Below are 25,766 nucleotides of genomic sequence, written 5' to 3'. Positions count from 1 at the left end.
TTATAGGAAATAATAATTTTATTATATATTAGGGAGTGTAAATATGTGGTTTTGGAGAAAAGGTACAGATATGGGTATAGACCTTGGAACAGCAACAGTTCTTGTCTATATGAAAGATAAAGGTATAGTCCTAAAAGAGCCATCAGTGGTAGCTATAGACAAAAATAAAAACAAAGTTTTAGCAGTAGGAGAAGCTGCAAGACAAATGATTGGTAGAACACCAGGAAATATAGTAGCATTAAGACCTATGAGAAATGGTGTAATATCAGATTATGAAATGACAGAGGCTATGCTAAAATATTTCATTAAAAAAGGTGTTGGAAATAGAAGAATATCAGCGCCAAAGGTTATGGTATGCATACCTTCTCAAGCAACTGAAATAGAGAAAAGAGCAGTTATAGATGCTGCTAAAAATTCAGGAGCTAAAAATGTATATCTTATAGAAGAACCATTAGCTGCTGCCATAGGAGCTGGATTAGATATATCAAAAGCTAGTGGCCATATGGTTGTAGATATAGGCGGAGGAACAGCAGACATTGCTATAATATCTTTAGGTGGAATTGTTATTAGACAATCTGTGAAGGTCGCTGGTGATAAATTTGATGAAGCTATAATCAAGTTTGTTAGAAATAAATATAAACTTATGATTGGTGAGAGAACTGCCGAAGAACTTAAAATAAATGTTGCTACAGTCGTAGAAGGAAATAGAAATGAGTTCATGGAAGTGAGAGGAAGAAATTTAATAACTGGTCTACCTGGAGTTATAAAAGTAGATAGTGAAGAACTTAGAATGGCATTAAAAGATCAAGTAAATATAATTGGTGAAGCGGTACATTCTGTTCTTGAAAAAACGCCACCAGAGTTAGCTGCTGATATAATTGAAGAAGGAATTCTTATGACTGGTGGAGGAGCTTTACTAAATGGTTTAGATAAATTCATTGAGCAAAGAACTGGCGTTAAGGTTAATGTAGCAGAAGATGCTGTAAGGTGTGTAGCGGAAGGAACTGGAAAGGTTCTTAAAGCCTTTGAAAAAATAAACTTAAGTACGGACGATTTAGAAGTAAAATTAATTGATGAATAAAATTAACCATATATCTCTTAATATTAAGAGATATATGGTTAATTTTTTTTTGTACTTAAATAATAAGCATGTATTAGAGCATCAACGATAACTTTAGCCATGTCTAATATGAAGCTTAATCTAATAGGTCTAGTAGTAAATAAATCTATATTTTCCGATGAATCAACTATTGCAATAATAGAAGTATCACCAACGCTTCTTAGAGTTTTCCCAACACCTTTTCCTGGGTGTATAGGCTCGTTTCTAGTATGAATTTCTCCAATAGATTTTGAATCTCCTAAACAGGCATCTATAGCTATTATTTTATATCCAGGATAATTTTTTAATATCTCAGTTATTTTTTTATCAAGATTAAGTGCATGTATAGGAGAGTCAAGTGTACCAAATATATTTAAAGGAAAGAATTTTTCTTTCAATAGAGTTCCAACTAGTGGTCCTAAACAATCACCTATACATTTATCTGTACCTATACATACTATTAATGTTTTTTCATCTATATTATCTTTTAAAAAATTTGAAATTTCATAATATGCTAAATAATGTTCGTAATAAGTCTTTATTTTATTCAAGGCTTCACCTCCTGATTAATTATATGAAAGGATAGTAAGAAATATTAAAGAGAAGTATAAAAAAGATTTTAGGTGGCAATTATTAAAAGAGGAGGTGAATATGTTTATGAATAGAGGATTTTTAAGTTTTCTAATACTTTTCTTTACTACAATTACAATGGGGATTATGTTGTACTTTGTTAATTTAAATTTTGAGCATAGCCCAAAATTTGAAGTTAATAGTATAGAAAAAGAAAAGAAGAATCATTTAGATGAAAACAGTAATGAAAATAAAGAATATAATAAAATTGAGGAAAAAAAAGAAAAAGAAGATAATAATAAATTAAATCAAAATAATAATTCTGATAAAAAAGAAGATGATATTTTTGATGAGTATGAACTTGAAATAGAAGAAAATGAAGATGAGATAGAAGAAAAAATCGGAGAGGCAGTAAAAGATATTGAGAAAAATAAAGATAATAATAATTTTGAAGTAAAGGATTCTTTGGAAGAAGAAAGCAAAGAGGTCTTTAGGATGGATAAATATTCAATTCCGAAAAAAATAGCAAAATCAGATAAGCTTAAATTGATGTCTATAGCTAAAAATTTATCTATATTAGATTATGGAATATTATTAGAGCATATTAAAAGAAGTGATGAGCTAGATGCTGCAGTTGATATATTTAGAATTTTAAAGGATAGATTAGAGGAGAATGAGTACAAGGAAATGAAAGATATATTGAGTCCATACATAAATATTGAGTTGATTGAAGAAAATATATAATTAAAAAAGAAGTAAACAAAAGATATATAGAGAAAATTCGAAATAACTTAACATAATTATCAAAAATGGGCTAAAATTGAGTTTGAAATAAAAAGCGTAACAATATATACTAAATCTTGTCGATTGGCGGTGAGTCAAACCGACAAAGAAAAATAATAAATATGCTGGTGTGGCTCAATTGGCAGAGCAGCTGACTTGTAATCAGCAGGTTATCGGTTCAAGTCCGATCATCAGCTCCATAAGTGGTGGAATTCCCGAGTGGCCAAAGGGGGCAGACTGTAAATCTGTTGTCGGACGACTTCGAAGGTTCGAATCCTTCTTCCACCACCAATAAGGTCGCATAGCTCAGCTGGGAGAGCACCTGCCTTACAAGCAGGGGGTCACAGGTTCGATCCCTGTTGCGACCACCATTAAAAATAATAAATATGCTGGTGTGGCTCAATTGGCAGAGCAGCTGACTTGTAATCAGCAGGTTATCAGTTCAAGTCTGATCATCAGCTCCATAAGTGGTGGAATTCCCGAGTGGCCAAAGGGGGCAGACTGTAAATCTGTTGTCGGACGACTTCGAAGGTTCGAATCCTTCTTCCACCACCATTTATTTAAAAGAAAACAAAATATTAATATGCTGGTGTGGCTCAATTGGCAGAGCAGCTGACTTGTAATCAGCAGGTTATCAGTTCAAGTCTGATCATCAGCTCCATATGTGGTGGAATTCCCGAGTGGCCAAAGGGGGCAGACTGTAAATCTGTTGTCGGACGACTTCGAAGGTTCGAATCCTTCTTCCACCACCAGCAAGAGACACTTGGAAATAGTGTCTCTTTGTTTAAAATAATATCTCAATAAAATAGAATATTTAGTATTTATATACTCTTATCCAGAGAGGTGGAGGGAAAAAGGCCCTATGAAACCCGGCAACCAGTGAGAAATCACCACGGTGCCAATTCCGGTAAAGAATTTTCTTTACAAGATGAGAGAAGATAAATTTAGTGTATAACTAGAATCTCTTCTTAAATCTTTTAAAGATTTAGAAGAGATTTTTTTGTTAATAAAATATATCTTAAAAGCGCGCATTAAGATATGTAATTTTTAAAATGAAAAAACTAAAGATATTATTTTATATAGTTGGAAAGAATAATTTAATAAATAATTAAAAAATGAAAGGGGTGAATCGGCTATCTTATTTAGCATAGTAAGATAGCATTATAGCCATGAGAAGATTATTTACATCAGAATCAGTTACTGAAGGACATCCAGATAAAATATGTGACCAAATTTCAGATGCAGTTTTAGACGCTATATTTGAAAAAGATCCAAATGCAAGAGTTGCTTGCGAAACAGCTGTTACTACAGGATTAGTAATGGTAATGGGAGAAATAACAACTAATTGTTATGTTGATATTCCTAAAATAGCTAGAGAAACTATCAAAAATATAGGTTATGATAGAGCTAAATATGGTTTTGACTGTGAAACTTGTTCAGTTATGACTACAATTGATGAGCAATCATCAGACATAGCTATGGGAGTTGATGAAGCTCTAGAATCAAGAGCAGGAGAAAAAATTGACATAGATGCAGTTGGAGCTGGAGATCAAGGAATGATGTTTGGTTTTGCTACTAATGAAACTGAAGAATTTATGCCAGCACCAATAGCTATGGCTCATAGATTATCAAGAAGATTAACAGAAGTAAGAAAGAACGGAACTTTACCTTATTTAAGACCAGACGGAAAAACACAAGTTACTGTTGAGTACGAAAATGATAAACCTGTTAGAATAGATGCTATAGTAATTTCAACACAACATGGTCCAGAAATATCTCAAGAGCAAATTCAAGCTGATTTAATGGAACATGTTATAAAAGCTGTTATACCAGCAGAATTATTAGATGAAAACACTAAATATTACATAAATCCAACAGGAAGATTTGTTATTGGTGGACCTCAAGGAGATTCAGGATTAACAGGAAGAAAAATTATAGTTGATACTTATGGTGGATATGGAAGACACGGTGGTGGTGCTTTCTCAGGAAAAGATCCAACTAAGGTTGATAGATCAGCTGCATATGCTGCTAGATGGGTAGCTAAAAACTTAGTAGCTGCAGGTATTGCAGATAAGTTAGAAGTTCAAGTTGCTTATGCTATCGGTGTTGCTAGACCAGTATCAATCATAGTAGATACTTTTGGAACTGGAAAAATATCAGATGAAGAAATAGTTAATATAATAAATAAGGTATTTGATTTAAGACCAGGTGCTATAATAAGAGACCTAGAATTAAGAAGACCTATATACAAACAAACAGCAGCTTATGGACACTTTGGAAGAACAGATTTAGATCTTCCATGGGAAAAGTTAGATAAAGTTGAAGAGATAAAAAAACATCTTTAAGATAAATAGAGTTAAAGTTCAGAAGTTTATATTCTTCTGAACTTTAACTTTTTTATGTTGATCTAAGCAGGAAGAGATAGCTTAAAATCAACCTTTACTTAAAACAGAGCCTAATATTATTTTGATTATTAAATTAATGTTTTATGAAGTTAGATGATAGTTAATATGGTTTATAAATAAAAAAATACTTTGGATTAATCCAAAGTATTTTTTTATTTATATTAAGCTTTATGAACTAGTTTTCCATTAACTATTACATATTTTATGTTTATATCTTCATCAAAGATAATTAAATCAGCATCATAGCCTTCTTTAATTAATCCTTTTCTATCTTCAACTTTACAATGTCTAGCCCCATTATAAGTAGCCATTTTTATAACTTCATAAAGTGGGTATTTTGTATTGTTAAATACATTTTTAACAGCTACATCTAAAGTTAAAACTGAACCAGCTAAAGAACCAGTTAATAATCTAGCAGCTCCATTTTTAACCTCAACATCTTGACCACCTAATGAGTATCTTCCATCTGGCATACAACAAGCCATCATAGCATCAGTTATTAATAAGACTTTATCTGGTGTTTTTTGGTTATAAGCTACTCTTAAGCTTGGGAATGAAATGTGAATACCATCAGAAATTGTTTCTGTAGTTATATCGCTATCAAACACAGCACCTACAACACCTGGTTCTCTATGAGTAAATGGAGTCATAGCATTGAAAAGGTGAGTAGAGTGAGAACAACCACATCTTATACCTTCCATAGCTTCTTCGTAAGTAGCTTTAGTGTGTCCCATTGAAACAACTATTCCTTTTTCGCTTAAGAATTTAGTAAGTTCTTTAGCCCCATCTACTTCTGGAGCAAGAGTTATTGAAACAACATCATCTTCAAAAGCTCCAACTAATTTATAGAAGTTTTCTTTTGATGGAGGTATTAAGAAATCAGGATTTTGAGCTCCTATAGCACTTGGACTTATGAAAGGTCCTTCAAGGTGAGCTCCTAAAACATTTGCTCCATCAGTTCCTTCAACTTTAGCTTGGTGTATAGCTCCCATTGATTTTAAAACATCTTCAGCAGCTACCGTCATTGTTGTTGGTGTGAATGAAGTAGTACCATGCTTAACTATTACTTTTGAAATTTCATTAATAGCTTCATAAGTACCATCCATAGTATCGTGTCCACCAGCTCCATGTATATGAACATCTATAAATCCAGGAGATACATAAAGTCCTTGTCCATCTAGTATTTCACAATTAGTTTCTTCTTTCGGGTTTATAGCTTTGATTTTTCCGTTTTCTACTAGTATATTTCCAGGTTCAATCCTATCTAAATATACTATATTACAATTTTTTATTAACATACGAATCACCTTCCTCATAATAATCTTAAGATTTAAATTTGACTAAGTCAACAAAATCAGCTTCATGATTTAAAATTAATAATTGTGATATAATTAATAGTAATAACAATTTAAGAGAAACCTTTTAGGAGGTAATATGGAAGCATTAAATGGAATAGTTGAAAGTATAGTATTTAAAAGCTCTGATACAGGGTATACAGTTATAAAGTTTAGAGAAAATAATAATATTCATACAGCAGTTGGTGTATTACCACATGTAAGAGAAGGACAAAATTTAAAACTTTCAGGAAGTTGGGTTAATCATTCTCAGTTTGGAAAGCAGTTTAAGGTAGAAGAATGTGAAGAGATATTACCAACTTCAAAGGATGGAATAGAGAAATATTTATCTTCTGGAATAATACAAGGTATAGGTCCAGTTACAGCTAAAAAGATTGTAAATAAATTTGGAGAAGATACGCTTAATATTTTAGATAATAATATAGAAAGACTAAAAGAAATAGAGGGGATTGGTAAGAAAAAATTAGAGACAATAATTGAATCTTATCAAGAACAGAGAGAATTAAAAAATATAACTATATTTTTACAAACACACGGATTGAGCGTAAATCAATGTTTAAAAATTTATAAAAAATATGGTTCTAGTTCAGTTGAGACAGTCAAGAATAATCCTTACGTACTTTGTGATGAAATTTCAGGAATAGGATTTAAAACATCTGATAAAATAGCCAGAAGTTTAGGAGTAGAAATTGATTCTCCTTTTAGAATTCAAAGTGGTATAAGATATGTAATAAATGAATTTTGTGCAAATGGGCATACTTTCATGCCTAAGGATGAACTTATAAAAGAAGCAAGCAACGTGTTGACTGTAAGTGGAGATATAATAGAAGAAAATATAAAGAATGCGGCTTTAGATAGAAAAATAAAGTTAGAGAAGGTTAACAATAAAGAAGGTGTTTTCACAATACCTAACTATTATTGTGAACTTGGAATAACTAATAGAATTTTAACCTTAGCTATAAGCAATTTTCAAAATATAAATGTAGATGTAGATCATTTAATAGCTCAGTTTGAAAATAAAAATAATATAACTTTTGCAGAATCTCAGAAAGATGCTATAATAAGTGCTTTTCAAAATGGAATAGAGATAATAACTGGAGGACCAGGAACAGGAAAAACTACTATAATAAAGTGTATAATTGAAATTTTTGAAACTTGCGGATTAAAAGTTCTCTTGGGAGCACCTACTGGAAGAGCTGCAAAGAGGATGAGCGAATCTACAGGAAAAGAAGCAACGACAATACATAGAATGCTTGATATGGGAGTTTTTGAAAAGGAAGAAAGTGTTTTTATCACTAACACAGAAGAACATTCATTAGAAGCAGATGTAGTAATAATAGATGAGGCATCTATGATTGATATAACACTTATGAATGCTTTACTTAAATCTATTAAGGTTGGAACTAGACTTATAATAGTTGGTGATGTTGATCAGCTTCCATCAGTAGGAGCTGGAAATGTTTTAAATGACTTTATAGAGAGTGGATTTACTAAAGTTGTACGTTTAAAAGAGATTTTTAGACAGGGAAAAGAAAGTATGATTGTTGTGAATGCACATAAAATAAATAAAGGAGAAATGCCTAAATTAAATGAAAAAGGAACTGATTTCTTTTTTATAAAAAATGATATCCAAGAAGGAATATTAAATACAATAATAGATTTAATAAACACTAGATTGCCTAAGTTTAATTCAAATTGGGATAAGTTAAAAAATATTCAGGTTTTAGTTCCTATGAAAAAAGGTGTTTTAGGGGTTACAAATTTAAATGAAAAAATACAAAATGTCTTAAATCCTAAGGCGACATATAAAAATGAAAAAGAGTTTAGAAGTATGATATTTAGAGAGGGAGACAAAGTTATGCAAATAAAAAATAACTACTCTCTAAAGTGGACTAGAATAGCTGGAAAAGGGGAACACGAAGGTTCTGGAGTGTTTAATGGAGATATGGGATTTATAGAAAGTATAGATCTAGAGGGGAAAAAATTATCTATAATCTTTGATGATGAAAGAAAAGTAATCTATGACTTCATGTATTTAGATGAATTAGATTTAGCCTATGCAATTACTATACATAAAAGTCAAGGAAGTGAGTTCCCAGTAGTAATAATACCTGCTTATATGGGAGCACCATTACTTATGAATAGAAATTTATTATATACAGGAATAACAAGAGCAAAAGAAATGGTAGTAGTTGTTGGAATACCAAAAGCATTAAAATATATGGTTGATAACACAAGAAGTATGGAACGTTATTCTTCATTAAATTGGAGAATAAAAGAAGTAATATCAAATGAGGTTTTTGAACAAGATTAAATTAGGGGGATTTTAATGTGAGTTTGTATGGCGATAATTTCAGAATGGAGAATAGGTATGGTAATATATTAAAAAGGTGGTATGTAAAAGGGGATGAAATATTTATAAATTTGATATGTGAGCCATATCAAAATTTGAATTTTATATGTGATTTGATTAGTGAATGCTTAAGAAATAATGAAAGAGTACTGTACGTAGGGAAAAATAGAAAAATCTGTAGTAGTGAAGAGTTAAATTCAATCAATTTCCAGTTTGAATCATTTAATAATATTTTTAATATTAAAAAGAAGTTTGACTTAATAATATATGATGATATAAGTTTTTATTCGAATAAAAGCAGTATGGAATGTAGTGAGGATTTAATATATTTAAAGCGTTTATCTAAAAAGATAATAATATGTTCAGTAGATAAGGTTTTTAATAATATAAATCACATAGAAATATTAAACCAAGAAAGAAAAACTCACTTTTTAGAACCAAGATTAATAACAACTAGATTGAACTTAATAAATTCAATGCCTTATGCTTTATATAATTATATTGAATGGTTTATAAGAGAAAAGAGAGTTTTAGTTGTGTATGTTCCAAATGAAGTTAATTTAAATAGAATATATGAATATTATACTGAGGATTTAAATTTAGAAGATAAGGTTAAAATAGTAAAAGAGGATAAAAAAAATTCTCTTTTACAAGTAATAAATGAAAGTATATTTAAAAAAGAGGGAATTATTTTTATAACAGACTCGTTGCATGAATATTTTGATTCTATTCCTAATTGTGATTTAATTATTTATTCTTTTGAAAAAGAATTTATTGATTACAAAAAAATAATATTTGCATGTGGGGCTTTATGTAAAAATAAGTGTATAGGAAAAGAAATAATATTATTAAGCAATGATGAAAATGAAAATATAGAAACTGCTAGGAGGTTAGCAAGAAGCTTTAATGAAACTTTATGGAGATATGCAAAAATAAGGTAAACTATTTCTTCCAATGCTTATTAGAAGCTATTTATCCAATAGAAGAAAAATGCTATATATGTAATAAGGAAAGTAAGAAAATAATTTGTGACAAATGTAGAAGAGAAATACCAAAGGCAAGTGATATATTGATTATTGAAGAATGCACAATGATGGTTTGCTCCTATTATTCTTTTATAGTTAAGGATTTAATATTAAGACTTAAATATAAAGGTGATTTTCACGCTGGAGAAATATTGGTGCTACTACTTGAAGAAAAGGTGAAAGAAGCAAATTTGAATATTGACTTTATAACATATGTTCCAGTAGCAAAGGATGCACTTAAAAAGAAAGAGTTTAATCAATGTGAATTTTTAGCTAAGGAATTAGCTAAGCAGTTGGATGTTAAAGCTATAGAAACACTAAAAAAGAAAAATAAAGTTAAAGAACAGAAATCATTATCTAAAGAAGAAAGAGAAAAAAATGTAAGAGACGCCTTTAAACTTAAGGAAAATAAATGTTTAGAAGGAAAGAGCATTATACTTTTAGATGATGTCATGACAACAGGTGCTACTCTAAAATCTTGCATAAGGGAATTGAAAAAAATCAAAGATATTAAAATTTTTTTATTGACTATTGCAAAAAGTAATATATAATAGTAATGTAGCTAGGTTTGTGGTTGAAAGTCGATGCCAGTCGCAGGCGAAACGATCCACGTAAGTTAAACAAAGTTTTAATGAGCATGGTGCGGCTTAGAAGTAAGACCTACCAGCCAATAAAGGCTGAGAGGGTTAGTAGTGAGAGGTTGATTCCGGGTAGCAAAAGCTCCAGTAGGCGAGTGTGGGGTCAAAAACCAGGTCAACTAGCTATAAAAAAGGACTATGATTTTCATGGTCCTTTTTTAATTTTGTCAAGTTACATTAACTATAAATAATTTAAGCAAAACGAAGATTTAATAGGACATGTATTCACTAGATGTTAAAATTTTCAGTAAATTGAGATAATTTAAACTTGTATAAATAGCTATAAGGGAGTACAATTATATTATAAAGTTAAAACCTTTACATTAGTTAAGGTTACTTGTTTTTTTTGAAAGGGGCTGACTATATGAAAGTAACAGTATATGCTAAAAATATAGAGTTAACAAATGCTTTAAAGGATTCCGTAGAAAAGAAGATATCCAAATTAAGCAAGTATTTTGAACCAGAAGTTGAAGCAAAGGCCACTTTAAGCGTAGAAAAAAATAAACAAATCATAGAAGTTATGATTCCTTTTAATGGAATACTATTAAGAGGTGAAGAATCTACTGACGATATGTATAAGTCAATAGACTTAGTCGAAGAAAAAATCGAAAGACAAATAAGAAAGCAAAAAACTAGATTATCAAAGAAAAATAGATATGATTCATTAAGATTTGCTCATATAGATCCAATAGAAGATTTAAAAGAAGGAAAAGAATCAACAATAGTTAAAACTAAAAGATTCGATCTTAAACCAATGGGAGCTGAAGAAGCAGTCTTACAAATGGAGCTTATAGGTCATGATTTCTTTGTTTTCCAGGATGCAGATTCAAATCAACTAAATGTAGTTTATAAAAGAAAAGATGGAAATTATGGTTTAATTGAACCAGGATTAGGCGAAGATTAATATTAGTGAATATAAGAAAAGATGTGGTTTAAACCCACATCTTTTTATTTTTATGTAAAAGTTTTATCTAAATTATTACATTTATTGAAAATTGGTTACTATAAATGTTATAATCGAATAAGAATTATTTTAAATATTTTCTTAGGAAAAGTTAGAATATTGTATATATATGTTATAATTAAATAATTATTAGAATATTAAGCATATAAGAAAGTAGAATTGAGGGATAGTATAATGGGATTATTTGATAAAATATTTGGAAGTTATAGCGATAGAGAAGTTAAAAGAATAACACCTATTGTAGACAAAATAGATTCGCTTGGACCTGAAATGGAAAAACTATCTGATGAAGAATTAAAGCAAAAAACATTTGAGTTTAAAAATAGATATGCTAATGGAGAAAGCCTTGACGATATGCTTCCAGAAGCTTTCGCAGTTTGTAGAGAAGCATCAACAAGAGTTTTAGGAATGAAACACTATAGGGAGCAATTAATTGGTGGTACAGTATTACATCAAGGAAGAATAGCTGAGATGAAAACTGGTGAAGGTAAAACGTTAGTTGCTACTTTACCTGTTTATTTAAATGCTTTAGCTGGCAAAGGTGTTCATGTAATCACAGTCAATGACTACTTAGCAACAAGAGATAAAGAATGGATGGGTCAATTATATGAATTCTTAGGATTAACTACTGGAGTTATAGTTCATGGATTAACTAATGACCAAAGAAGAGAATCATATAATGCAGATATAACTTATGGAACAAACAACGAGTTTGGGTTTGATTATTTAAGAGATAACATGGTTATTTATAAAGAGGAAAGAGTTCAAAGACCATTACACTATTGTATAGTGGATGAGGTTGACTCAATTCTTATAGATGAAGCAAGAACTCCTCTTATAATTTCAGGAGCAGGAAGTAAATCAACAGATCTTTATAAAATAGCAGATTTCTTTGTTAAGAAATTAAGAGAAGAAGAAGATTATACAATAGATGAAAAGGCACATGCTGCAATGCTTACTGATAAAGGGGTTGAAGAAGCAGAAAAAGCTTTTGGAATAGAAAACTATGCAGATGCTAATAATATGGAATTACAACATCATATTACTCAAGCATTAAAAGCTAACTATGTAATGAAGAGAGATAAAGATTACATGGTTAAAGATGATGAAATAGCTATAGTTGATGAATTTACAGGAAGACTTATGGAAGGTAGAAGATATTCAGATGGTCTTCATCAAGCTATTGAAGCTAAAGAAGGTGTTAAAGTTCAAAGAGAATCTAAGACTTTAGCAACTATAACTTTCCAAAATTATTTCAGAATGTACACTAAATTAGCAGGTATGACAGGTACAGCTCTTACTGAGGAAACTGAGTTTAGAGAAATATATGGATTAGACGTTGTTGTTATTCCAACTCATAGACCAATTCAAAGAGAAGACCATTCAGATTTAGTATTTAAAACTGCTAAAGGAAAATATGATGCTATAGTAGAAGAAATAATAGAAACTCATAAAACTGGTCAGCCAGTTCTTGTTGGTACAACAAGTATAGAAAAATCAGAATATCTTTCAGCTTTATTAAAGAGAAAAGGTGTTCCACACAAGGTATTAAATGCTAGATACCATGAACAAGAGGCTGAAATTGTATCTCGTGCAGGTGAATTAGGTAACATAACAATTGCGACTAATATGGCTGGTAGAGGTACAGATATTAAGCTTGGAGAAGGTGTTATAGAAGTCGGTGGTTTAAAAATCATAGGTACTGAAAGACATGAATCAAGAAGAATAGATAACCAGTTAAGAGGACGTTCTGGTCGTCAAGGAGATAAAGGTCATTCAAGATTTTATATCTCTTTAGAAGATGACTTAATGAGAATATTTGGTTCAGAAAAACTTCAATCTGTTGTTGATAGATTAGGTTTAGAAGAATCAGAAGCTATTGAAAGTAAAATGGTTAGTAAATCAATAGAAAATGCTCAAAAGAAAGTAGAAGGTAACAACTTTGATATAAGAAAGACATTATTAGGATATGATGATGTTATGAACAAACAAAGAGAAGTTATCTATAAGCAAAGATCTCAAGTTCTAGAAGGAGAAAATCTAGAAGATAGCGTTCAAGCTATGATTGAGGATGTAATATCTTCAGCTGTTCAATCTCACTTAGGAAACATAGATGAGAATGAGTTTGAAAAAGAACTTGGTGATTTAATCACGTATTTAGAGGATATAATGTTACCGCATGGTAGATTTACTGTTGAAGACTTAAAAACTTCTTCAGATGAAGAAATAACTAGAAAATTCATTGAATGTGCTAGAGAAGTTTATAAAGAAAAAGAAGAGTTCGTTGGCGCAGAGCAAATGAGAGAAATTGAAAGAGTTATAATCTTAAGAGTTGTTGATACTAAGTGGATGGATCACATAGATGATATGGATCACTTAAAACAAGGTATTGGTTTAAGAGCATATAAACAACAAGATCCAACTCAAGCATACCAAATGGAAGGTAGTGCTATGTTTGATGAAATGATAAATAACATCAAAATAGACACAGTAAGATACTTATTCCATGTAAAAGTTGAAGCTGAGAAGCCACAAAGGGAAAGAGTTGTTCAAGAAACAGGAGCAAGTCATGGTGGAGACTCATCTGAAGTTAAGAAAAAACCAGTTAAAAAAGAACCTAAAGTAGGTAGAAATGATTTATGTCCATGTGGAAGTGGCAAAAAATATAAATCATGCTGTGGAAGAGAAGTAGTTTAATATAAGAAAAAGCCTTTGCAATTAATGCGAAGGCTTTTTGTTTAGAGTTATATATTATTTTTAAAACAGATATCATTTTATTGTTTTAAATAACAGTAAAATGATATACTCTATAATATGAAAAATAATTAAAGATAGAGGTGAAGTTTTTATGATTATGGAACTTGAAAATCAATTATCAAAGTTGCATGAGCTAAAAAATAATTTAAAGGAAATGGGGGCTTCACTTTGACTTAGCATCTTTAGAGAAGAAAAGTGAAGAACTTGAGTTAAAGATGCAAGAGGCGGGATTTTGGGATGACGTCCAAAAGGCTCAAGAAGTAACCCAAGAAGCAAAAAGAACAAAGGATAAAATAGATAAGTTTAAAAATTTAAATGAGAGAATAGATGATGTAGAAGTTTTAAAAGAACTTATGGAAGAAAATGATGAGGAAACAGCTCAAGAAATAATAAGTGAAGTTAAAGCTTTAAGTAAAGAAATAGGCACATTAAAAATAGAAACTATATTATCAGGTGAATATGATAGAAATGATGCCATATTAACATTACATACAGGAGTTGGTGGAAGCGATGCTAATGACTGGACTGAAATGCTTCTTAGAATGTACACAAGATGGTGTGAGAAGAAAGGATATTCATTAGAAACTATTGACTATCTACCAGGAGATGAAGCTGGTGTTAAAAGTGTTACTTTAAAAGTTAAGGGTGAGTTTGCTTATGGTTATTTAAAAGCAGAAAAAGGAATACATAGATTAGTTAGAATATCTCCTTTTAATGCTAATGGAAAAAGACAAACTTCTTTTGCTTCAGTAGAGGTTTTACCAGAATTAACATCAGATCAAGATATTGAAATAAATCCAGTAGATTTAAGGATTGATACTTATAGAGCAGGTGGAGCTGGTGGTCAGCATGTAAATAAAACGGAGTCTGCAGTGAGAATTACTCATATTCCAACGGGAATAGTAGTTCAATGTCAAAATGAAAGAAGTCAGTTTTCAAATAGAGATACTGCTATGGCAATGTTAAAATCTAAGCTGATAGAACTTAAAGAGAGAGCACATAAGGAGAAAATAGAAGACTTAACAGGTGAATTAAAAGATATGGGATGGGGAAGTCAAATAAGAAGTTATGTTTTTCATCCATATTCAATGGTTAAGGATCATAGAACTAATGTTGAAACATCAAATGTAAATGCTGTTATGGATGGAGATATAGATAACTTTATAATTGCATATTTAAATTCATAATAGAATTAAAAAAGAACTAAAAGCTAATATAGTTTTAAAAAGCTTTTAGTTCTTTTAATTTTGACTTTCACTTAAAATTAAGCAGGTCTGAGGAGCTAGTTAAAAATCAATATTCATCTAAAAAATAGCCTAAATCTAAATTTTAAGTTTTAATATTATACAAAGTAGAACTGATAATATTAAAAGCACAAGAATTCTTAAGTCTAATAAAAATAATCCTGATGAGGAGTAGGAGGTGGAGAAAATTTCACTCCATACTACCGAGAAACTTCTATCTATAGCTGTAGGACTTATATACTCAATTGTATCTTCAGGAGTATGAATTCTTGTAATATCTCCATCATTTATTGTTATTGAGTCAAGGCCTTCCTTAATGAAACTAGCATGATCAGAAGAATCTTTGTTTTCTATTATGGTAGTTATTTTTTTTTGATTACAAATTTCACAAAGTCTATCTAGAAGATAGCTATGAGCACAATTACCTTCACCGTTCATAAAAGTAAGAGGGACGTTTTTATCGCTACCTATCATGTCAAAATTTATAACTGTTGCTCCTTTTAATAAAGATTTATTTTCTTCAGCAAAGTTTTTAGAACCTAATAATCCAAACTCCTCTGCATTTAATGAGACCACAATAATATCTCTTGATGGTTGAGGCAATGAAGCTAGGAAAGAGCTTAATTCTAATAAAAAGGAAGCACCAGAGGCATTATCTAAAGCTCCTCTATAGATTTCCCCGGAAATACCTTTACCCATATGATCAAAATGAGCTGTTAGAACTAAAGGGGGTAAAAGTGGATTCTTACCTTTTATAACTCCAGCAATATTATTTACTTCTTTTTCTTCAACTTTATAAGGAAGAAAACAATCGATTCTATATCCTTTATTCAAATAGAATTCTAATTCTTTTATAAGATCTGGAGCAACCAATACATATAAATCACAAGGTGTATTTTCAATAAAAGAACTTCTAAAATTAAAAGAATCTATTGGTGATGAAAGAAAAACCACACTATTATTAGAAGATGAGGTTCCTTTTATTGCAGAAGGCACTGCTTTAAATTCATTGGTGTTATCAAAACTTATATTATTTACTCTAAAATTTATGAATGCTTCTTTAAAATCTACTCCATACTTATAAGAAACTATTAAGTTGTTATTCTTATCATAAACTTTAAGATAGGGATCACCTTCAATCAATATAGGAGCTTTTACTTTAAAATCTTGAAGATAAGTAGAGTTAAATTCTTTTATATTAGACTTAATAAAAGATTTTTCAATAAAATCTTGAGCTAAATAATTTCCTTCGTTTCCACAAAGTCTTCCTTCCAATTCATCAGAGGTTAAATATTCTATATTGTTTAAAACATCTTCCTTTTCAAAGGGGTTAAATTTATTTCTGTAAACTAAAGAGAAATTTATCATAAGAATAAGTGCACAAAGAAGCACATTTATAATTGTTATGTATAATCTTTTCATATTTTCCTCCTTAAAGATTAGGTTATAATTAAAGGTATGAAATATAAATTATGTTTATTCAAAAAATTACCATTAATCTTGAATTAATAATTGGAAGTAATATAATAATAAAATGAGGTTTATTTTAAAAAAATTTATTTTTACTGAATTTTAGCGGTTTAATATAAATTTATTTAGATTAATAACAACTTTAAAATCAATTTATAAAGAAATAATTTAATTATGTTTAATGGTTAATGAGATAGAGTATAGGAGGACATTATGAACAATATACATGAGATTTTATCAAAAGAACTTTGTATTTCATTAAAACAAGTAGCAAGTGTTATAGAGATGCTAGATGAAGGAAATACAGTACCTTTTATAGCTAGATATAGAAAAGAAAGAACCGGTGGGTTATCAGATGAAATTTTAAGAAAATTTAATGAGAGATTAACTTATTTAAGAAATTTAGAGAGTAGAAAAGAAGACGTTTTAAGAATTATTGAAGAACAGGATAATTTAACACCAGAATTAAAGTTGAAAATTGAAAAAGCAACTACACTTACAGAGGTTGAGGATATATATAGACCTTTTAAACCTAAAAAGAGAACAAGAGCAACTATGGCTGTTGAAAGAGGGTTAAAACCTTTAGCAGAACTTATATTATCAGGAGATTTTAAGGACGATATAATTGCTGAAGCTAGTAAATACATAAAAGAAGATAAAGAAGTTAAAGGTGAAGAAGAAGCTATTCAAGGAGCAATGGATATAATAAGCGAAATAATATCTGATAATGCTGATTATAGAAAGTGGATAAGAAGTTTTGTACAAAGAGATGGAATTTTAGAAGTTAAGGGTGGAAGTGAGGAACAAACACCTTATGAGATGTATTATGACTATAAAGAGCCAGTAAGAACAATTCCATCACATAGAATATTAGCTGTTAATAGAGGAGAAAAAGAAAAGATTCTTTCTGTTAAGGTAACATGTAATGAGGAAGTTATTATAGACTTTTTAAATAGAAAAATTTTAAAAAATAATAATATTACTGATAAGTACTTACAAGAAAGTATAAAAGATTCTTTAAAGAGACTTATTTATCCATCAATAGAGAGAGAAATTAGAAGTGAGTTAACTTCAAAAGGAGAAGAGGGAGCTATTGATATATTTAAAGCAAATTTAAAAGCTTTATTAATGCAAGCCCCTATAAAGGGAAAGGTCGTAATGGGATTTGACCCTGGATTTAGAACTGGATGTAAGGTTGCTATTTTAGATGAAACAGGAAAATTTGTTGAGAATACAACAGTTTATCCAACGGCTCCTCAAAATAGAATTGATGAGACAATAGCTACATTAAAAAAACTTATTAAGAAACATGGGGTAGATGTTATATCTTTAGGAAATGGGACAGCTTCAAGAGAATCAGAAGAAGTTATTGCAAGAATGCTTAAAGAAATAAAAGATGAAATAGGAAAAGAGTTATTCTATGTTATAGTATCAGAGGCTGGAGCTTCTGTTTATTCAGCATCAGAGCTTGCTAATAAAGAATATCCTGACTTAGATGTAACGGTAAGGGGAGCAATATCTATTGGAAGAAGACTTCAGGACCCATTAGCAGAGCTTGTAAAGATTGATCCTAAAGCTATAGGAGTAGGTCAATATCAACATGATGTAACTCAAAAGAAATTAGATGAGTCTTTAGCAGGGATAGTTGAGGATTGTGTTAATAATGTTGGAGTAGATTTAAACATAGCAACGCCATCTCTATTAAGTTATATATCAGGAATAAATGCTACAATAGCTAAAAATATAGTTGATTATAGAGAAGAGAACGGTAAGTTTAAGAGTAGAAAAGAATTATTAAAGGTAAAAAGATTAGGACAAAAAGCTTATGAACAATGTGCTGGTTTCCTAAGAGTTATGGAAAGTAAAGAACTTTTAGATAATACTTCTGTCCATCCAGAATCATATGGAGTAGCAAAGGAACTTATAAAAATATTAGGTTACAAAGACTCAGATTTAAAAAATGGAAATTTAGGAGATATTGATGAGAGAGTAAAGCTTAAAGGATTAAGTAACTTAGCAAATGAATTAGAAGTTGGAGAGCCTACTCTAAATGATATTATAAAAGAAATTAAAAAGCCTGGAAGAGACCCAAGAGAGGAACTACCTAAACCAATATTTAAATCTGGAGTAATAGATATGAAAGATTTAAAACCAGGTATGATTTTAATGGGAACAGTTAGAAACGTATCTGACTTTGGTGCTTTTGTTGATATTGGAGTTCACCAAGATGGATTAGTTCATAAGAGTCAAATGGCTGATAGATTTGTTAAACATCCACTTGATATAGTTAAGGTTGGAGATGTTGTAGAAGTTAGAATTTTAGATGTTGATTTAAAAAGAAAAAGAATTTCTCTTTCAATGAAAAAAGAAAGTTAAAATATTAATTAAAATAAGTGTAAATTTTAATATATTTCAGTATTTAATATATTGAAATTTAAATAAAAAAGAGTTAAAATTATAACAAATAAATAAAAAGTCTTCAGGGCGGGGTGTAAGTCCCCACCGGCGGTAAAGCCCGCGAGCTAAATTTAGCATGATTCGGTGAAATTCCGAGGCCGACAGTATAGTCTGGATGAAAGAAGATGAGTGTTTAATGATTTAAATTCTGAATCTATATGCCCTGATATAATTACGTATCAGGGCTTTTTTATGCTTGAATGAAGTCATTAAAGACTTAGTAGCCCCAGAGGAATTAACTTTTGGGAGGGGACAAAATGAAAACAAAAACCTTAAACACAAACAAATTTATTAAATTATCACTTTTATCTGCTATTGCAGTAATTCTTATGTACATTGATTTTCCAGTAATACCAATATTCCCGTGGTTAAAGATCGATTTAAGTGATGTGCCTGCACTTATGGGAGCATTTGCTTTCGGTCCATTATCAGGAGTCATAATAGAACTTATGAAAAACTTATTAATTTTAATAGTAAAGGGAACTGGAACAGGATTTGTGGGAGAAATTGCTAATTTCTTAGTTGGAGTATCTTTGGTGTGGCCAGCAGCAATGATTTATAAGAGAAATAAGACTAAGAAAACTGCTATATTAGGAATGTTAGTAGGAATATTAGCTATAGAAATAGTAGGAATATTAGCTAATGTATATTTATTACTTCCAGCCTATGGTATGGCTATGTCAAAGGCAGAATTAATGCAGTATGTAACAGTTGGATTAATTCCATTTAACGGAATAAAAGCGATTTTAGTATGTGGAATAACATATGTACTATATAAAAAGCTATCTGTATCAGTGTTCAAAGTTGAACCTATGCTAGACAAACCTATGAAAGAAAATTTAGGATAATAAAAAAGAGCTCTAATTTAGGGCTCTTTTTTATTTAAATATTGTGTCTCCACATTATTATGGCGTTTTCTTTGGGATTGTGGTAGAAGTTTTTTCTTATCCCTTCCTCTTTGAATCCATGTTTTTTATAAAGATTTTGTGCTGGAAGGTTTGATTCTCTTACTTCTAGAGTAAGAGAATTTATGTTATTTTCCTTACATAAAGTAATTAGATTATCCATTAATAGATTTCCAATTCCTTGCTTTCTATATTCTGGATGAACAGCTATGTTTGTTATATCTCCTTCACCAAAAACAACCCACATTCCAAGAAAGCCTATAACCTTATTCTCATCTAGAGCCACAAGGTATTTTGCTAACTTGTTTGAAAGCTCATTTTCAATCGATTCTATATTCCAAGCCTCCGTAAGGCTAAGTTTACTTACTTCAAAAACACCTTCTATATGAGAAGAGTTCATAGGTTCTATTTTATAAGAACTCATTATTTTAATCTCATTCTTTCTTCGTATTCTCTTTCAGCTTGAGATTTTCTTAAGTAAACTGGAGCATATGTATTTAAATCATGATAAACTCCATTTTCTAATAATCTTAATCCTAATTCTCCAACTGATGCTGCTCTTGGATAAGCTGAATGATTAGGTGCGAAAGAACAGTTAGGAAGAGCTTCTTTTAGGAAAGCTTTGTGCTTAGTTATTCCGTCTCCAACAAAGATAACATCTTCATTTCTCTCTTTAATTTTTTCAACTAAGTCATTTAAGGAAATACATTCTTTTTCACTAAGGGAAATAAGCTCATCTCCGTCTTTTTTATAAAGAGAAGCATATACATTTCCTCTAAGAGCATCTATAATTGGACAGATTATCCCTTTAAAGCCTGATATGTTATAAGCTAAGGTATCAAGAGAAGAAATACAAACAGAAGGCTTTTTACTTCCAAAGCTTAACCCTTTAATAGTTGCCATTCCTATTCTAAGACCAGTAAATGAACCAGGTCCTTCGCTAATAGCAAATCCATCTAAATCTTTGATTTTTAAGTCGTTATATTTAAGTAAATCATCTATTAAATCCATTAATAAAACGGAGTGTTGTTTTTTATCATTTAAGTTTATTTCTCCTAGAACTCCCTTTTCATTTACTAAGGCACATGTAGCAGTGCTAGAAGAAGAGTCAACAGCTAATACTAACATTCTTTTATCTCCTTTATGTAGTTATATCTATCTCCATAACTATTAATAGTTATTTTTCTAAAGTTTTCACCCATATCAGGTAATTTTTCTATTTTAATATGTATATATTCTTCTGGGATAAGTTCCTCTATATAGTTAGCCCATTCAATTAAGCTTACGCCATCACCAAAGATATATTCATCAAATCCTATTGCTTCAATTTCATCTGGATCATTAACTCTATAAACATCAAAATGGTAAAGAGTTAATCTTCCACTATGATATTCATTAACTATATTAAAAGTTGGACTAGTTATATGCTCATCAATTCCTAATCCTTCTGCAATTCCTTTGCTTATATGAGTTTTGCCAGTTCCTAAGTCGCCAGTTAAACAAAGAATATCTCCTTTATTTACAAGAGAACCAAGTTGTCTTCCAATATGCATAGTTTTCTCTACACTATCTACTATAAATTCCATAAAGAACTCCTTTCAAATTAACACTCTTTAATCATTCTATCCAAATTTAAAGAAAAAGAAAAGAGATGCTAGATTTAATAAGATATTTTAAGTTTTATTATGTGTTTTAAATGATTCAAATTTTCTATGAGATTTAATAAAACATACACCTATAAAATTATTATAATATTAACCTTTAAAGGGCAAAAGACTCTTTAATTGATACTTTTGTAAATTTAATATAATTAGATAATTATATAATGGGATAATAGTATAATATTATTATAAAGTATGTAAATTTAGGAATTGGGGGGATTTGTATGTTAGTAAAGGCTGTTATGACAAAGAAGGACAATCTTGATTTGGTTACTTCTAAAACTATACTTAAAGATGCATTAAAAATTATGGATGATAATAATTTTTTATCAATTCCTGTAGTAGATGGCAATAAATTTAGGGGGGCAGTGTCTAAAAGCTGTATATATGAGCATTATTTTAAAAATAATTTAAGTAAAGAAGAGTTATTGAATAATGTTACTGTGGGAGAAATTTTTAAAACAGAAATTCCTATAATAAGTAAGGAAGAACATATAGAAAAAGCAGTTGCTATGTTAGAAAAAATGAGAATTTCTTTTGTTGCTGTTGTAGATGAATTTGATAATTTTAAGGGAATATTAACTCATAAAGCTGTATTTAAAGAGTTCAATAATGCCTTTGGCCTTAACAAGGGAGAAAGAATAGTTATAAGAACTTTTGATGTTCCAGGACAATTATCAAAGATGACTAAAATAATATCTCAAGAAGAGGGAGATATATTAAGTGTAGTTATTATAGATACAAAAAGTTTAACTGAGGTTAAAGAAGTCATTGTTAGAATTAAGAATGGAGATATTAATAATATAAAGAAAAAATTGAAAGATTCAGGATTTAAATTAGCATAATAAAATAGTTAAGAGTATAGAGTAGAGTATATTTTAAAAGAAATTTTAGTAATCCTTATTTATAGGTTTGAAAATAGAATATACTCTACTTTTATGAGTAAATATAAGACTATTTTATCAAGGAATTAATATGTATTTTTTATTAAAAATAAAATTTTACATAAAAAACCCTTGCGTTAAGTTTATTTTTAATATATAATAAATTCTGTGTTCAGGGGTATGGCTCAATTGGTAGAGTAGTGGTCTCCAAAACCATTGGTTGTGGGTTCGAGTCCTACTGCCCCTGCCAATTAACACAAATTATAACATAATATTATAGGGGTATGGCTCAATTGGTAGAGTAGTGGTCTCCAAAACCATTGGTTGTGGGTTCAAGTCCTACTGCCCCTGCCAGAAAATCAGTAAATTAATTTACTGATTTTTTTTTGCTTAATTTTAAAAAAAATATTGGTTTTTGTAAAGATGTTTATATTATAAAATGTGTAAAATATATAAAAATTGTAAACGATTTTAAAACGATGTATAATATTATCTGTACAGTTTAAAAGTAAAGGGGATAAAGAATAGTGAGAAAAATTATTAAACCATTAAGTTTTGCTACAATTATGTTTTTATCATTAAATCTATGTTTTTTTAATGATAAAGTCGTTAAGGGGGAGGAAATTTCTAATGAAACTAAAGTTACTATTTTAGGAACTTCAGATATACATGGAAGATTTGTTCCTTGGGATTATGCATCAGATACTGAAAATAATTCAGGAAGCTTATCACAAATATCAACAATTGTAAAAAAAGAAAGAAAAGAGAATCAAAATGTAATTCTTGTAGATGCAGGTGACTCAATTCAAGATAACTTTGTTGAAACTTTTAATAAAGGACCTAAGCAACCTATGGTTTTAGGTATGAATAAGATGAAATATGATGTTTGGGAAATGGGAAACCATGAATTTAACTTTGGATTAGATGTTCTTAAGCATGTAACAAATCAATTTGAAGGAAAAGTATTAGCGGGTAACATCTATAATGACGATGGAACAAGATATATGGATGGATATACTATAATAGAAAGAGACGGAATAAAAATAGGCATTATAGGAATGGATACTCCTATGATAAAAGAATTTGAAAAACCATATAATATAAAAGGAATTGAGTTTAGAGATCCAGTTAAAGAAACAAAAAAGATTATAAAAGAATTAGATGGAAAAGTTGATGCTATGATTGGCGTTATGCATATGGGCTTAGATAATGAAAATGAAATCCCGAATACAGGTGTTAGAGATATTGCTAATCAGTGTCCTGAACTTACAGCAATTATAGGTGGACATATGCATAAACTAGTTGAAAACGATATTATAAATGGAGTAATTATAACTGAACCAGGAAAATATGGACAGGCTGTCTCAAAAATAGATTTAACATTCAAAAAAGAAAATGGTAAAAATGTATTAAAAAATAAAAGCACTAATACTATTTCAGTGGCTAATGTAGAATCAGATAAAGAAATAGAAAATCTATTAAAGCCTTTTCACGAAGAGTTGCGTAAAGATGCCAATTCAGTTATCGGAAGACTTGAAGGGGTTAATATGGTAGATGAAGATTACATAAAAGGAATACCTACAATACATATAGAAGATACTCCATTAATTGACTTCTTTCATGAAGTTGGAAAGTATTATAGTAAGGCTGATGTAATAGCATTAGCTATAGATAATGATAAAGCTAAGTTAGATTTAGGAGAAATAAAGAAAAAAGATATAGCGTATAACTATAGATATACTGGTGGAGAAATAAGCGTTTATGAAGTAACAGGAAAAGACTTAAAAAAATACATGGAATGGGCTGCTGGATATTTTAATACATTAAATCCAGGAGACATTACTCCAAGTTTTAATCCTAAAAGAAGAGCATCTAAATACAGTACTAATGATATGTTTGGTGGAATAACTTATAAAATTGATTTAAGAGAAAAAGAAGGAAATAGAATTAAGGATGTTAAATATAAGGATGGAAGGGAACTTAAGGATACAGATGTCTTAAAATTAGGAATGAATTCATATAGGCTTGGACAATTACAAGGAAAGGGAGGAATCTTTGAAGGTAAAGATTTTAAAAAACTTTGGGATTCTAAAACTGCTTATGGAGAAGAAGAAGGAACAATAAGAAATTTAGCTATAGATTATATTAAAAATGTTAAAAATGGTGTTATAAATGCAAAAAAACAAAATAATTGGCGTTTGCTAGGTATAGATCCAAACTCAGAAAACTATAAAAAAGTTAGAGATTTAGTTAATTCAGGAGAGTTAAAAATACCTAGCTCTGAAGATGGAAAATATACTAATTTAGCATCAATAAATGAGAAGGATTTGCCTGTGGATAATAATACATCTAAAGAAGATGTGGATAATAATATACCTAAAGAAGATAAAGAAGATGCTAATATAAATTCAGATAAAAACAAAGAAAAAAATAATGAAGGAAATAATGAGGCTAGTAAGGAAGAATTACCTAAAGTAGATGAAAATGTAGAAAATCAAAAAAATAATGAAAATAAAATAGATAATAATCAAGAAGATGTTGAAGAAAACAACAAAAAAGAAAATGAGATTCCTAATACAGGATCTCCTATAGGTGGAGAAACTGTAGCACAAATAGCTATGTTATTAATAGGATTAGGTGTAGTATTAAAAATTAAAAGATAAATAATTATATAGAGGTTTTAGGTGAATTTTCATTGGTAGTTACTTTTTAAGAGTCTAAATTGCTTTGAAAGAGAGTTATATTATATTGGCATTATATAGATAAAAATCCTTCTATTTCATAGGTTTATAATCTGCATTCTGGTTAATATAATAGTGTAAGCAAGAGATAAACAAATTTCAAGCTTACAAATTACCAAAGCCAAAGGAGGAATTAGAAATGTCAAAAACATTAGTTCCAGAAGCAAAAAATGGATTAAGTAAATTCAAGACTGAGGTAGCTAGAGAGCTAGGTGTACCATTCTCAGATTATAATGGAGACCTAAGTTCAAGACAATGTGGTTCCGTAGGCGGCGAAATGGTAAAAAGAATGGTAGAAGCTTATGAAAGTCAGTTAAAATAATAACCCTTTCGCTAGTACTTAATTAAACCAAAGATTCATTTGAAAGTAGGAGGTAATATATATGGGCATTGCAGAAACAAACGCAGAAACGACCATTGAAGATAACCTACATAGTGATTCTGAAGATATAGCA

General features: G+C 29.8%; 20 protein-coding genes, 9 tRNA genes and 2 riboswitches. Of the genes, 23 read left to right on the top strand and 6 right to left on the bottom strand.

From position 1 onward, the window contains the following. Positions 1–43 precede the first annotated feature (43 nt). The gene (gene mreB, locus OIF33_RS05390; RefSeq protein WP_322503187.1) at positions 44–1,081 is read left to right on the top strand and encodes a rod shape-determining protein MreB; all 1,038 of its coding nucleotides are present in this window, start codon (positions 44–46) and stop codon (positions 1,079–1,081) included. 38 nt (positions 1,082–1,119) lie between these two features. Here mreB and yyaC read toward each other — a convergent pair whose 3' ends face one another. Continuing rightward, complete coding sequence (gene yyaC, locus OIF33_RS05385; protein ID WP_322503186.1) at positions 1,120–1,650, bottom strand: spore protease YyaC; 531 nt, start codon at positions 1,648–1,650, stop codon at positions 1,120–1,122. Between the two features lie 100 nt (positions 1,651–1,750). On the opposite strand from yyaC, the gene OIF33_RS05380 reads away from it, so the two are divergent. The 9 genes from OIF33_RS05380 (at position 1,751) to metK (ending at position 4,797) form a co-directional block, all read left to right on the top strand. Beyond that, on the top strand, positions 1,751–2,413 hold the full coding sequence (locus tag OIF33_RS05380; RefSeq protein ID WP_322503185.1) for a hypothetical protein: 663 nt from the start codon (positions 1,751–1,753) through the stop codon (positions 2,411–2,413). A gap of 163 nt (positions 2,414–2,576) precedes the next feature. Next, a tRNA-Thr gene (locus OIF33_RS05375) sits at positions 2,577–2,652 on the top strand. A 5-nt stretch (positions 2,653–2,657) separates the two neighbouring features. Next, a tRNA-Tyr gene (locus OIF33_RS05370) sits at positions 2,658–2,743 on the top strand. 4 nt (positions 2,744–2,747) lie between these two features. After that, a tRNA-Val gene (locus OIF33_RS05365) sits at positions 2,748–2,823 on the top strand. Positions 2,824–2,840: 17 nt separating this feature from the next. Further along, a tRNA-Thr gene (locus OIF33_RS05360) sits at positions 2,841–2,916 on the top strand. A gap of 5 nt (positions 2,917–2,921) precedes the next feature. After that, positions 2,922–3,007 (top strand) — tRNA-Tyr (locus tag OIF33_RS05355). A 30-nt stretch (positions 3,008–3,037) separates the two neighbouring features. Then, positions 3,038–3,113 (top strand) — tRNA-Thr (locus OIF33_RS05350). Between the two features lie 5 nt (positions 3,114–3,118). Further along, a tRNA-Tyr gene (locus OIF33_RS05345) sits at positions 3,119–3,204 on the top strand. A 76-nt stretch (positions 3,205–3,280) separates the two neighbouring features. After that, positions 3,281–3,387, top strand: a riboswitch (SAM riboswitch). 234 nt (positions 3,388–3,621) lie between these two features. Continuing rightward, positions 3,622–4,797 (top strand): methionine adenosyltransferase, encoded by a 1,176-nt coding sequence (gene metK / locus OIF33_RS05340; protein WP_322503184.1) that lies wholly within the window; start codon positions 3,622–3,624, stop codon positions 4,795–4,797. Positions 4,798–5,018: 221 nt separating this feature from the next. Here the strand turns inward: metK and nagA are convergent, their stop codons facing one another. Then, the gene (nagA, locus tag OIF33_RS05335) at positions 5,019–6,155 is read right to left on the bottom strand and encodes an N-acetylglucosamine-6-phosphate deacetylase (protein ID WP_322503183.1); all 1,137 of its coding nucleotides are present in this window, start codon (positions 6,153–6,155) and stop codon (positions 5,019–5,021) included. Between the two features lie 136 nt (positions 6,156–6,291). On the opposite strand from nagA, the gene OIF33_RS05330 reads away from it, so the two are divergent. From OIF33_RS05330 to prfB, 6 genes are all read left to right on the top strand, one after another. Beyond that, entirely contained in the window at positions 6,292–8,526 is a 2,235-nt protein-coding gene (locus OIF33_RS05330; RefSeq protein ID WP_322503182.1) for an ATP-dependent RecD-like DNA helicase, read from the top strand. 17 nt (positions 8,527–8,543) lie between these two features. Beyond that, on the top strand, positions 8,544–9,506 hold the full coding sequence (locus tag OIF33_RS05325) for a hypothetical protein (RefSeq protein ID WP_322503181.1): 963 nt from the start codon (positions 8,544–8,546) through the stop codon (positions 9,504–9,506). Beyond that, on the top strand, positions 9,482–10,141 hold the full coding sequence (locus tag OIF33_RS05320) for a ComF family protein (protein ID WP_322503180.1): 660 nt from the start codon (positions 9,482–9,484) through the stop codon (positions 10,139–10,141). Before OIF33_RS05325 ends, OIF33_RS05320 begins: the two co-directional genes overlap by 25 nt. 451 nt (positions 10,142–10,592) lie before the next feature. After that, a complete protein-coding gene (gene hpf / locus OIF33_RS05315) occupies positions 10,593–11,132 on the top strand; it encodes a ribosome hibernation-promoting factor, HPF/YfiA family (protein WP_322503179.1) in 540 nt (179 codons plus the stop codon). 234 nt (positions 11,133–11,366) lie between these two features. Beyond that, positions 11,367–13,889 (top strand): preprotein translocase subunit SecA, encoded by a 2,523-nt coding sequence (secA, locus tag OIF33_RS05310; protein ID WP_322503178.1) that lies wholly within the window; start codon positions 11,367–11,369, stop codon positions 13,887–13,889. Positions 13,890–14,040: 151 nt separating this feature from the next. Continuing rightward, a protein-coding gene (gene prfB / locus OIF33_RS05305) for a peptide chain release factor 2 (RefSeq protein WP_322503177.1) occupies positions 14,041–15,136 on the top strand; the annotation gives its coding sequence in 2 pieces (ribosomal slippage) (positions 14,041–14,118 and positions 14,120–15,136; 1,095 coding nt in all). Positions 15,137–15,271: 135 nt separating this feature from the next. Here prfB and OIF33_RS05300 read toward each other — a convergent pair. Beyond that, positions 15,272–16,615 carry a M28 family metallopeptidase gene (locus OIF33_RS05300; RefSeq protein WP_322503176.1) on the bottom strand — a complete coding sequence of 448 codons (1,344 nt, stop codon included), beginning with the start codon at positions 16,613–16,615 and terminating at the stop codon, positions 15,272–15,274. 261 nt (positions 16,616–16,876) lie between these two features. Between OIF33_RS05300 and tex the strand changes: the two genes are divergently transcribed. Both tex and OIF33_RS05290 read left to right on the top strand, forming a co-directional pair. Continuing rightward, entirely contained in the window at positions 16,877–19,039 is a 2,163-nt protein-coding gene (gene tex, locus OIF33_RS05295; protein ID WP_322503175.1) for an RNA-binding transcriptional accessory protein Tex, read from the top strand. Positions 19,040–19,134: 95 nt separating this feature from the next. Then, positions 19,135–19,251: riboswitch (FMN riboswitch) on the top strand. A gap of 126 nt (positions 19,252–19,377) precedes the next feature. After that, a complete protein-coding gene (locus OIF33_RS05290) occupies positions 19,378–19,968 on the top strand; it encodes an ECF transporter S component (protein WP_322503174.1) in 591 nt (196 codons plus the stop codon). A 34-nt stretch (positions 19,969–20,002) separates the two neighbouring features. Here OIF33_RS05290 and rimI read toward each other — a convergent pair whose 3' ends face one another. From rimI to tsaE, 3 genes are read right to left on the bottom strand one after another with little or no spacing between them, the layout of a single operon-like run. Continuing rightward, complete coding sequence (rimI, locus tag OIF33_RS05285; protein WP_322503173.1) at positions 20,003–20,449, bottom strand: ribosomal protein S18-alanine N-acetyltransferase; 447 nt, start codon at positions 20,447–20,449, stop codon at positions 20,003–20,005. Next, entirely contained in the window at positions 20,449–21,153 is a 705-nt protein-coding gene (gene tsaB / locus OIF33_RS05280) for a tRNA (adenosine(37)-N6)-threonylcarbamoyltransferase complex dimerization subunit type 1 TsaB (RefSeq protein ID WP_322503172.1), read from the bottom strand. Before tsaB ends, rimI begins: the two co-directional genes overlap by 1 nt. Continuing rightward, a complete protein-coding gene (gene tsaE, locus OIF33_RS05275) occupies positions 21,147–21,611 on the bottom strand; it encodes a tRNA (adenosine(37)-N6)-threonylcarbamoyltransferase complex ATPase subunit type 1 TsaE (protein ID WP_322503171.1) in 465 nt (154 codons plus the stop codon). Before tsaE ends, tsaB begins: the two co-directional genes overlap by 7 nt. Before the next feature lie 299 nt (positions 21,612–21,910). On the opposite strand from tsaE, the gene OIF33_RS05270 reads away from it, so the two are divergent. The 5 genes from OIF33_RS05270 to OIF33_RS05250 all read left to right on the top strand — a co-directional run bounded on the left by OIF33_RS05270 (position 21,911) and on the right by OIF33_RS05250 (position 25,633). Further along, a complete protein-coding gene (locus OIF33_RS05270; protein WP_322503170.1) occupies positions 21,911–22,531 on the top strand; it encodes a CBS domain-containing protein in 621 nt (206 codons plus the stop codon). Positions 22,532–22,744: 213 nt separating this feature from the next. Further along, positions 22,745–22,820, top strand: a tRNA-Trp gene (locus OIF33_RS05265). A 28-nt stretch (positions 22,821–22,848) separates the two neighbouring features. Continuing rightward, positions 22,849–22,924: transfer RNA gene (locus OIF33_RS05260), tRNA-Trp, on the top strand. A gap of 173 nt (positions 22,925–23,097) precedes the next feature. After that, positions 23,098–25,233 carry a bifunctional metallophosphatase/5'-nucleotidase gene (locus OIF33_RS05255; RefSeq protein WP_322503169.1) on the top strand — a complete coding sequence of 712 codons (2,136 nt, stop codon included), beginning with the start codon at positions 23,098–23,100 and terminating at the stop codon, positions 25,231–25,233. A gap of 217 nt (positions 25,234–25,450) precedes the next feature. Then, positions 25,451–25,633: an alpha/beta-type small acid-soluble spore protein gene (locus OIF33_RS05250; protein ID WP_322503168.1), complete on the top strand. Its 183-nt coding sequence runs from the start codon at positions 25,451–25,453 to the stop codon at positions 25,631–25,633. Positions 25,634–25,766 lie beyond the last annotated feature (133 nt).

It is taken from the genome of Clostridium sp. LIBA-8841 (assembly GCF_034439435.1).
Taxonomy (GTDB): Bacteria; Bacillota; Clostridia; order Clostridiales; family Clostridiaceae; genus Sarcina.
Note: the sequence above shows the minus strand (reverse complement) of the source record. Positions and strands in the feature narration are given on the sequence as shown.

Excerpts from the sequence above, each read along its gene's own strand:
- rimI (WP_322503173.1), bottom strand. The coding sequence starts at position 20,449 with ATGAGTTCTTATAAAATAGAACCTATGAACTCTTCTCATATAGAAGGT.
- mreB (WP_322503187.1), top strand. The coding sequence starts at position 44 with ATGTGGTTTTGGAGAAAAGGTACAGATATGGGTATAGACCTTGGAACA.
- OIF33_RS05330 (WP_322503182.1), top strand. The coding sequence starts at position 6,292 with ATGGAAGCATTAAATGGAATAGTTGAAAGTATAGTATTTAAAAGCTCT.
- nagA (WP_322503183.1), bottom strand. The coding sequence starts at position 6,155 with ATGTTAATAAAAAATTGTAATATAGTATATTTAGATAGGATTGAACCT.
- OIF33_RS05290 (WP_322503174.1), top strand. The coding sequence starts at position 19,378 with ATGAAAACAAAAACCTTAAACACAAACAAATTTATTAAATTATCACTT.
- tsaE (WP_322503171.1), bottom strand. The coding sequence starts at position 21,611 with ATGGAATTTATAGTAGATAGTGTAGAGAAAACTATGCATATTGGAAGA.
- metK (WP_322503184.1), top strand. The coding sequence starts at position 3,622 with ATGAGAAGATTATTTACATCAGAATCAGTTACTGAAGGACATCCAGAT.
- OIF33_RS05300 (WP_322503176.1), bottom strand. The coding sequence starts at position 16,615 with ATGAAAAGATTATACATAACAATTATAAATGTGCTTCTTTGTGCACTT.
- OIF33_RS05270 (WP_322503170.1), top strand. The coding sequence starts at position 21,911 with ATGTTAGTAAAGGCTGTTATGACAAAGAAGGACAATCTTGATTTGGTT.
- tsaB (WP_322503172.1), bottom strand. The coding sequence starts at position 21,153 with ATGTTAGTATTAGCTGTTGACTCTTCTTCTAGCACTGCTACATGTGCC.
- secA (WP_322503178.1), top strand. The coding sequence starts at position 11,367 with ATGGGATTATTTGATAAAATATTTGGAAGTTATAGCGATAGAGAAGTT.
- OIF33_RS05250 (WP_322503168.1), top strand. The coding sequence starts at position 25,451 with ATGTCAAAAACATTAGTTCCAGAAGCAAAAAATGGATTAAGTAAATTC.
- OIF33_RS05380 (WP_322503185.1), top strand. The coding sequence starts at position 1,751 with ATGTTTATGAATAGAGGATTTTTAAGTTTTCTAATACTTTTCTTTACT.
- tex (WP_322503175.1), top strand. The coding sequence starts at position 16,877 with ATGAACAATATACATGAGATTTTATCAAAAGAACTTTGTATTTCATTA.
- OIF33_RS05320 (WP_322503180.1), top strand. The coding sequence starts at position 9,482 with ATGGAGATATGCAAAAATAAGGTAAACTATTTCTTCCAATGCTTATTA.
- hpf (WP_322503179.1), top strand. The coding sequence starts at position 10,593 with ATGAAAGTAACAGTATATGCTAAAAATATAGAGTTAACAAATGCTTTA.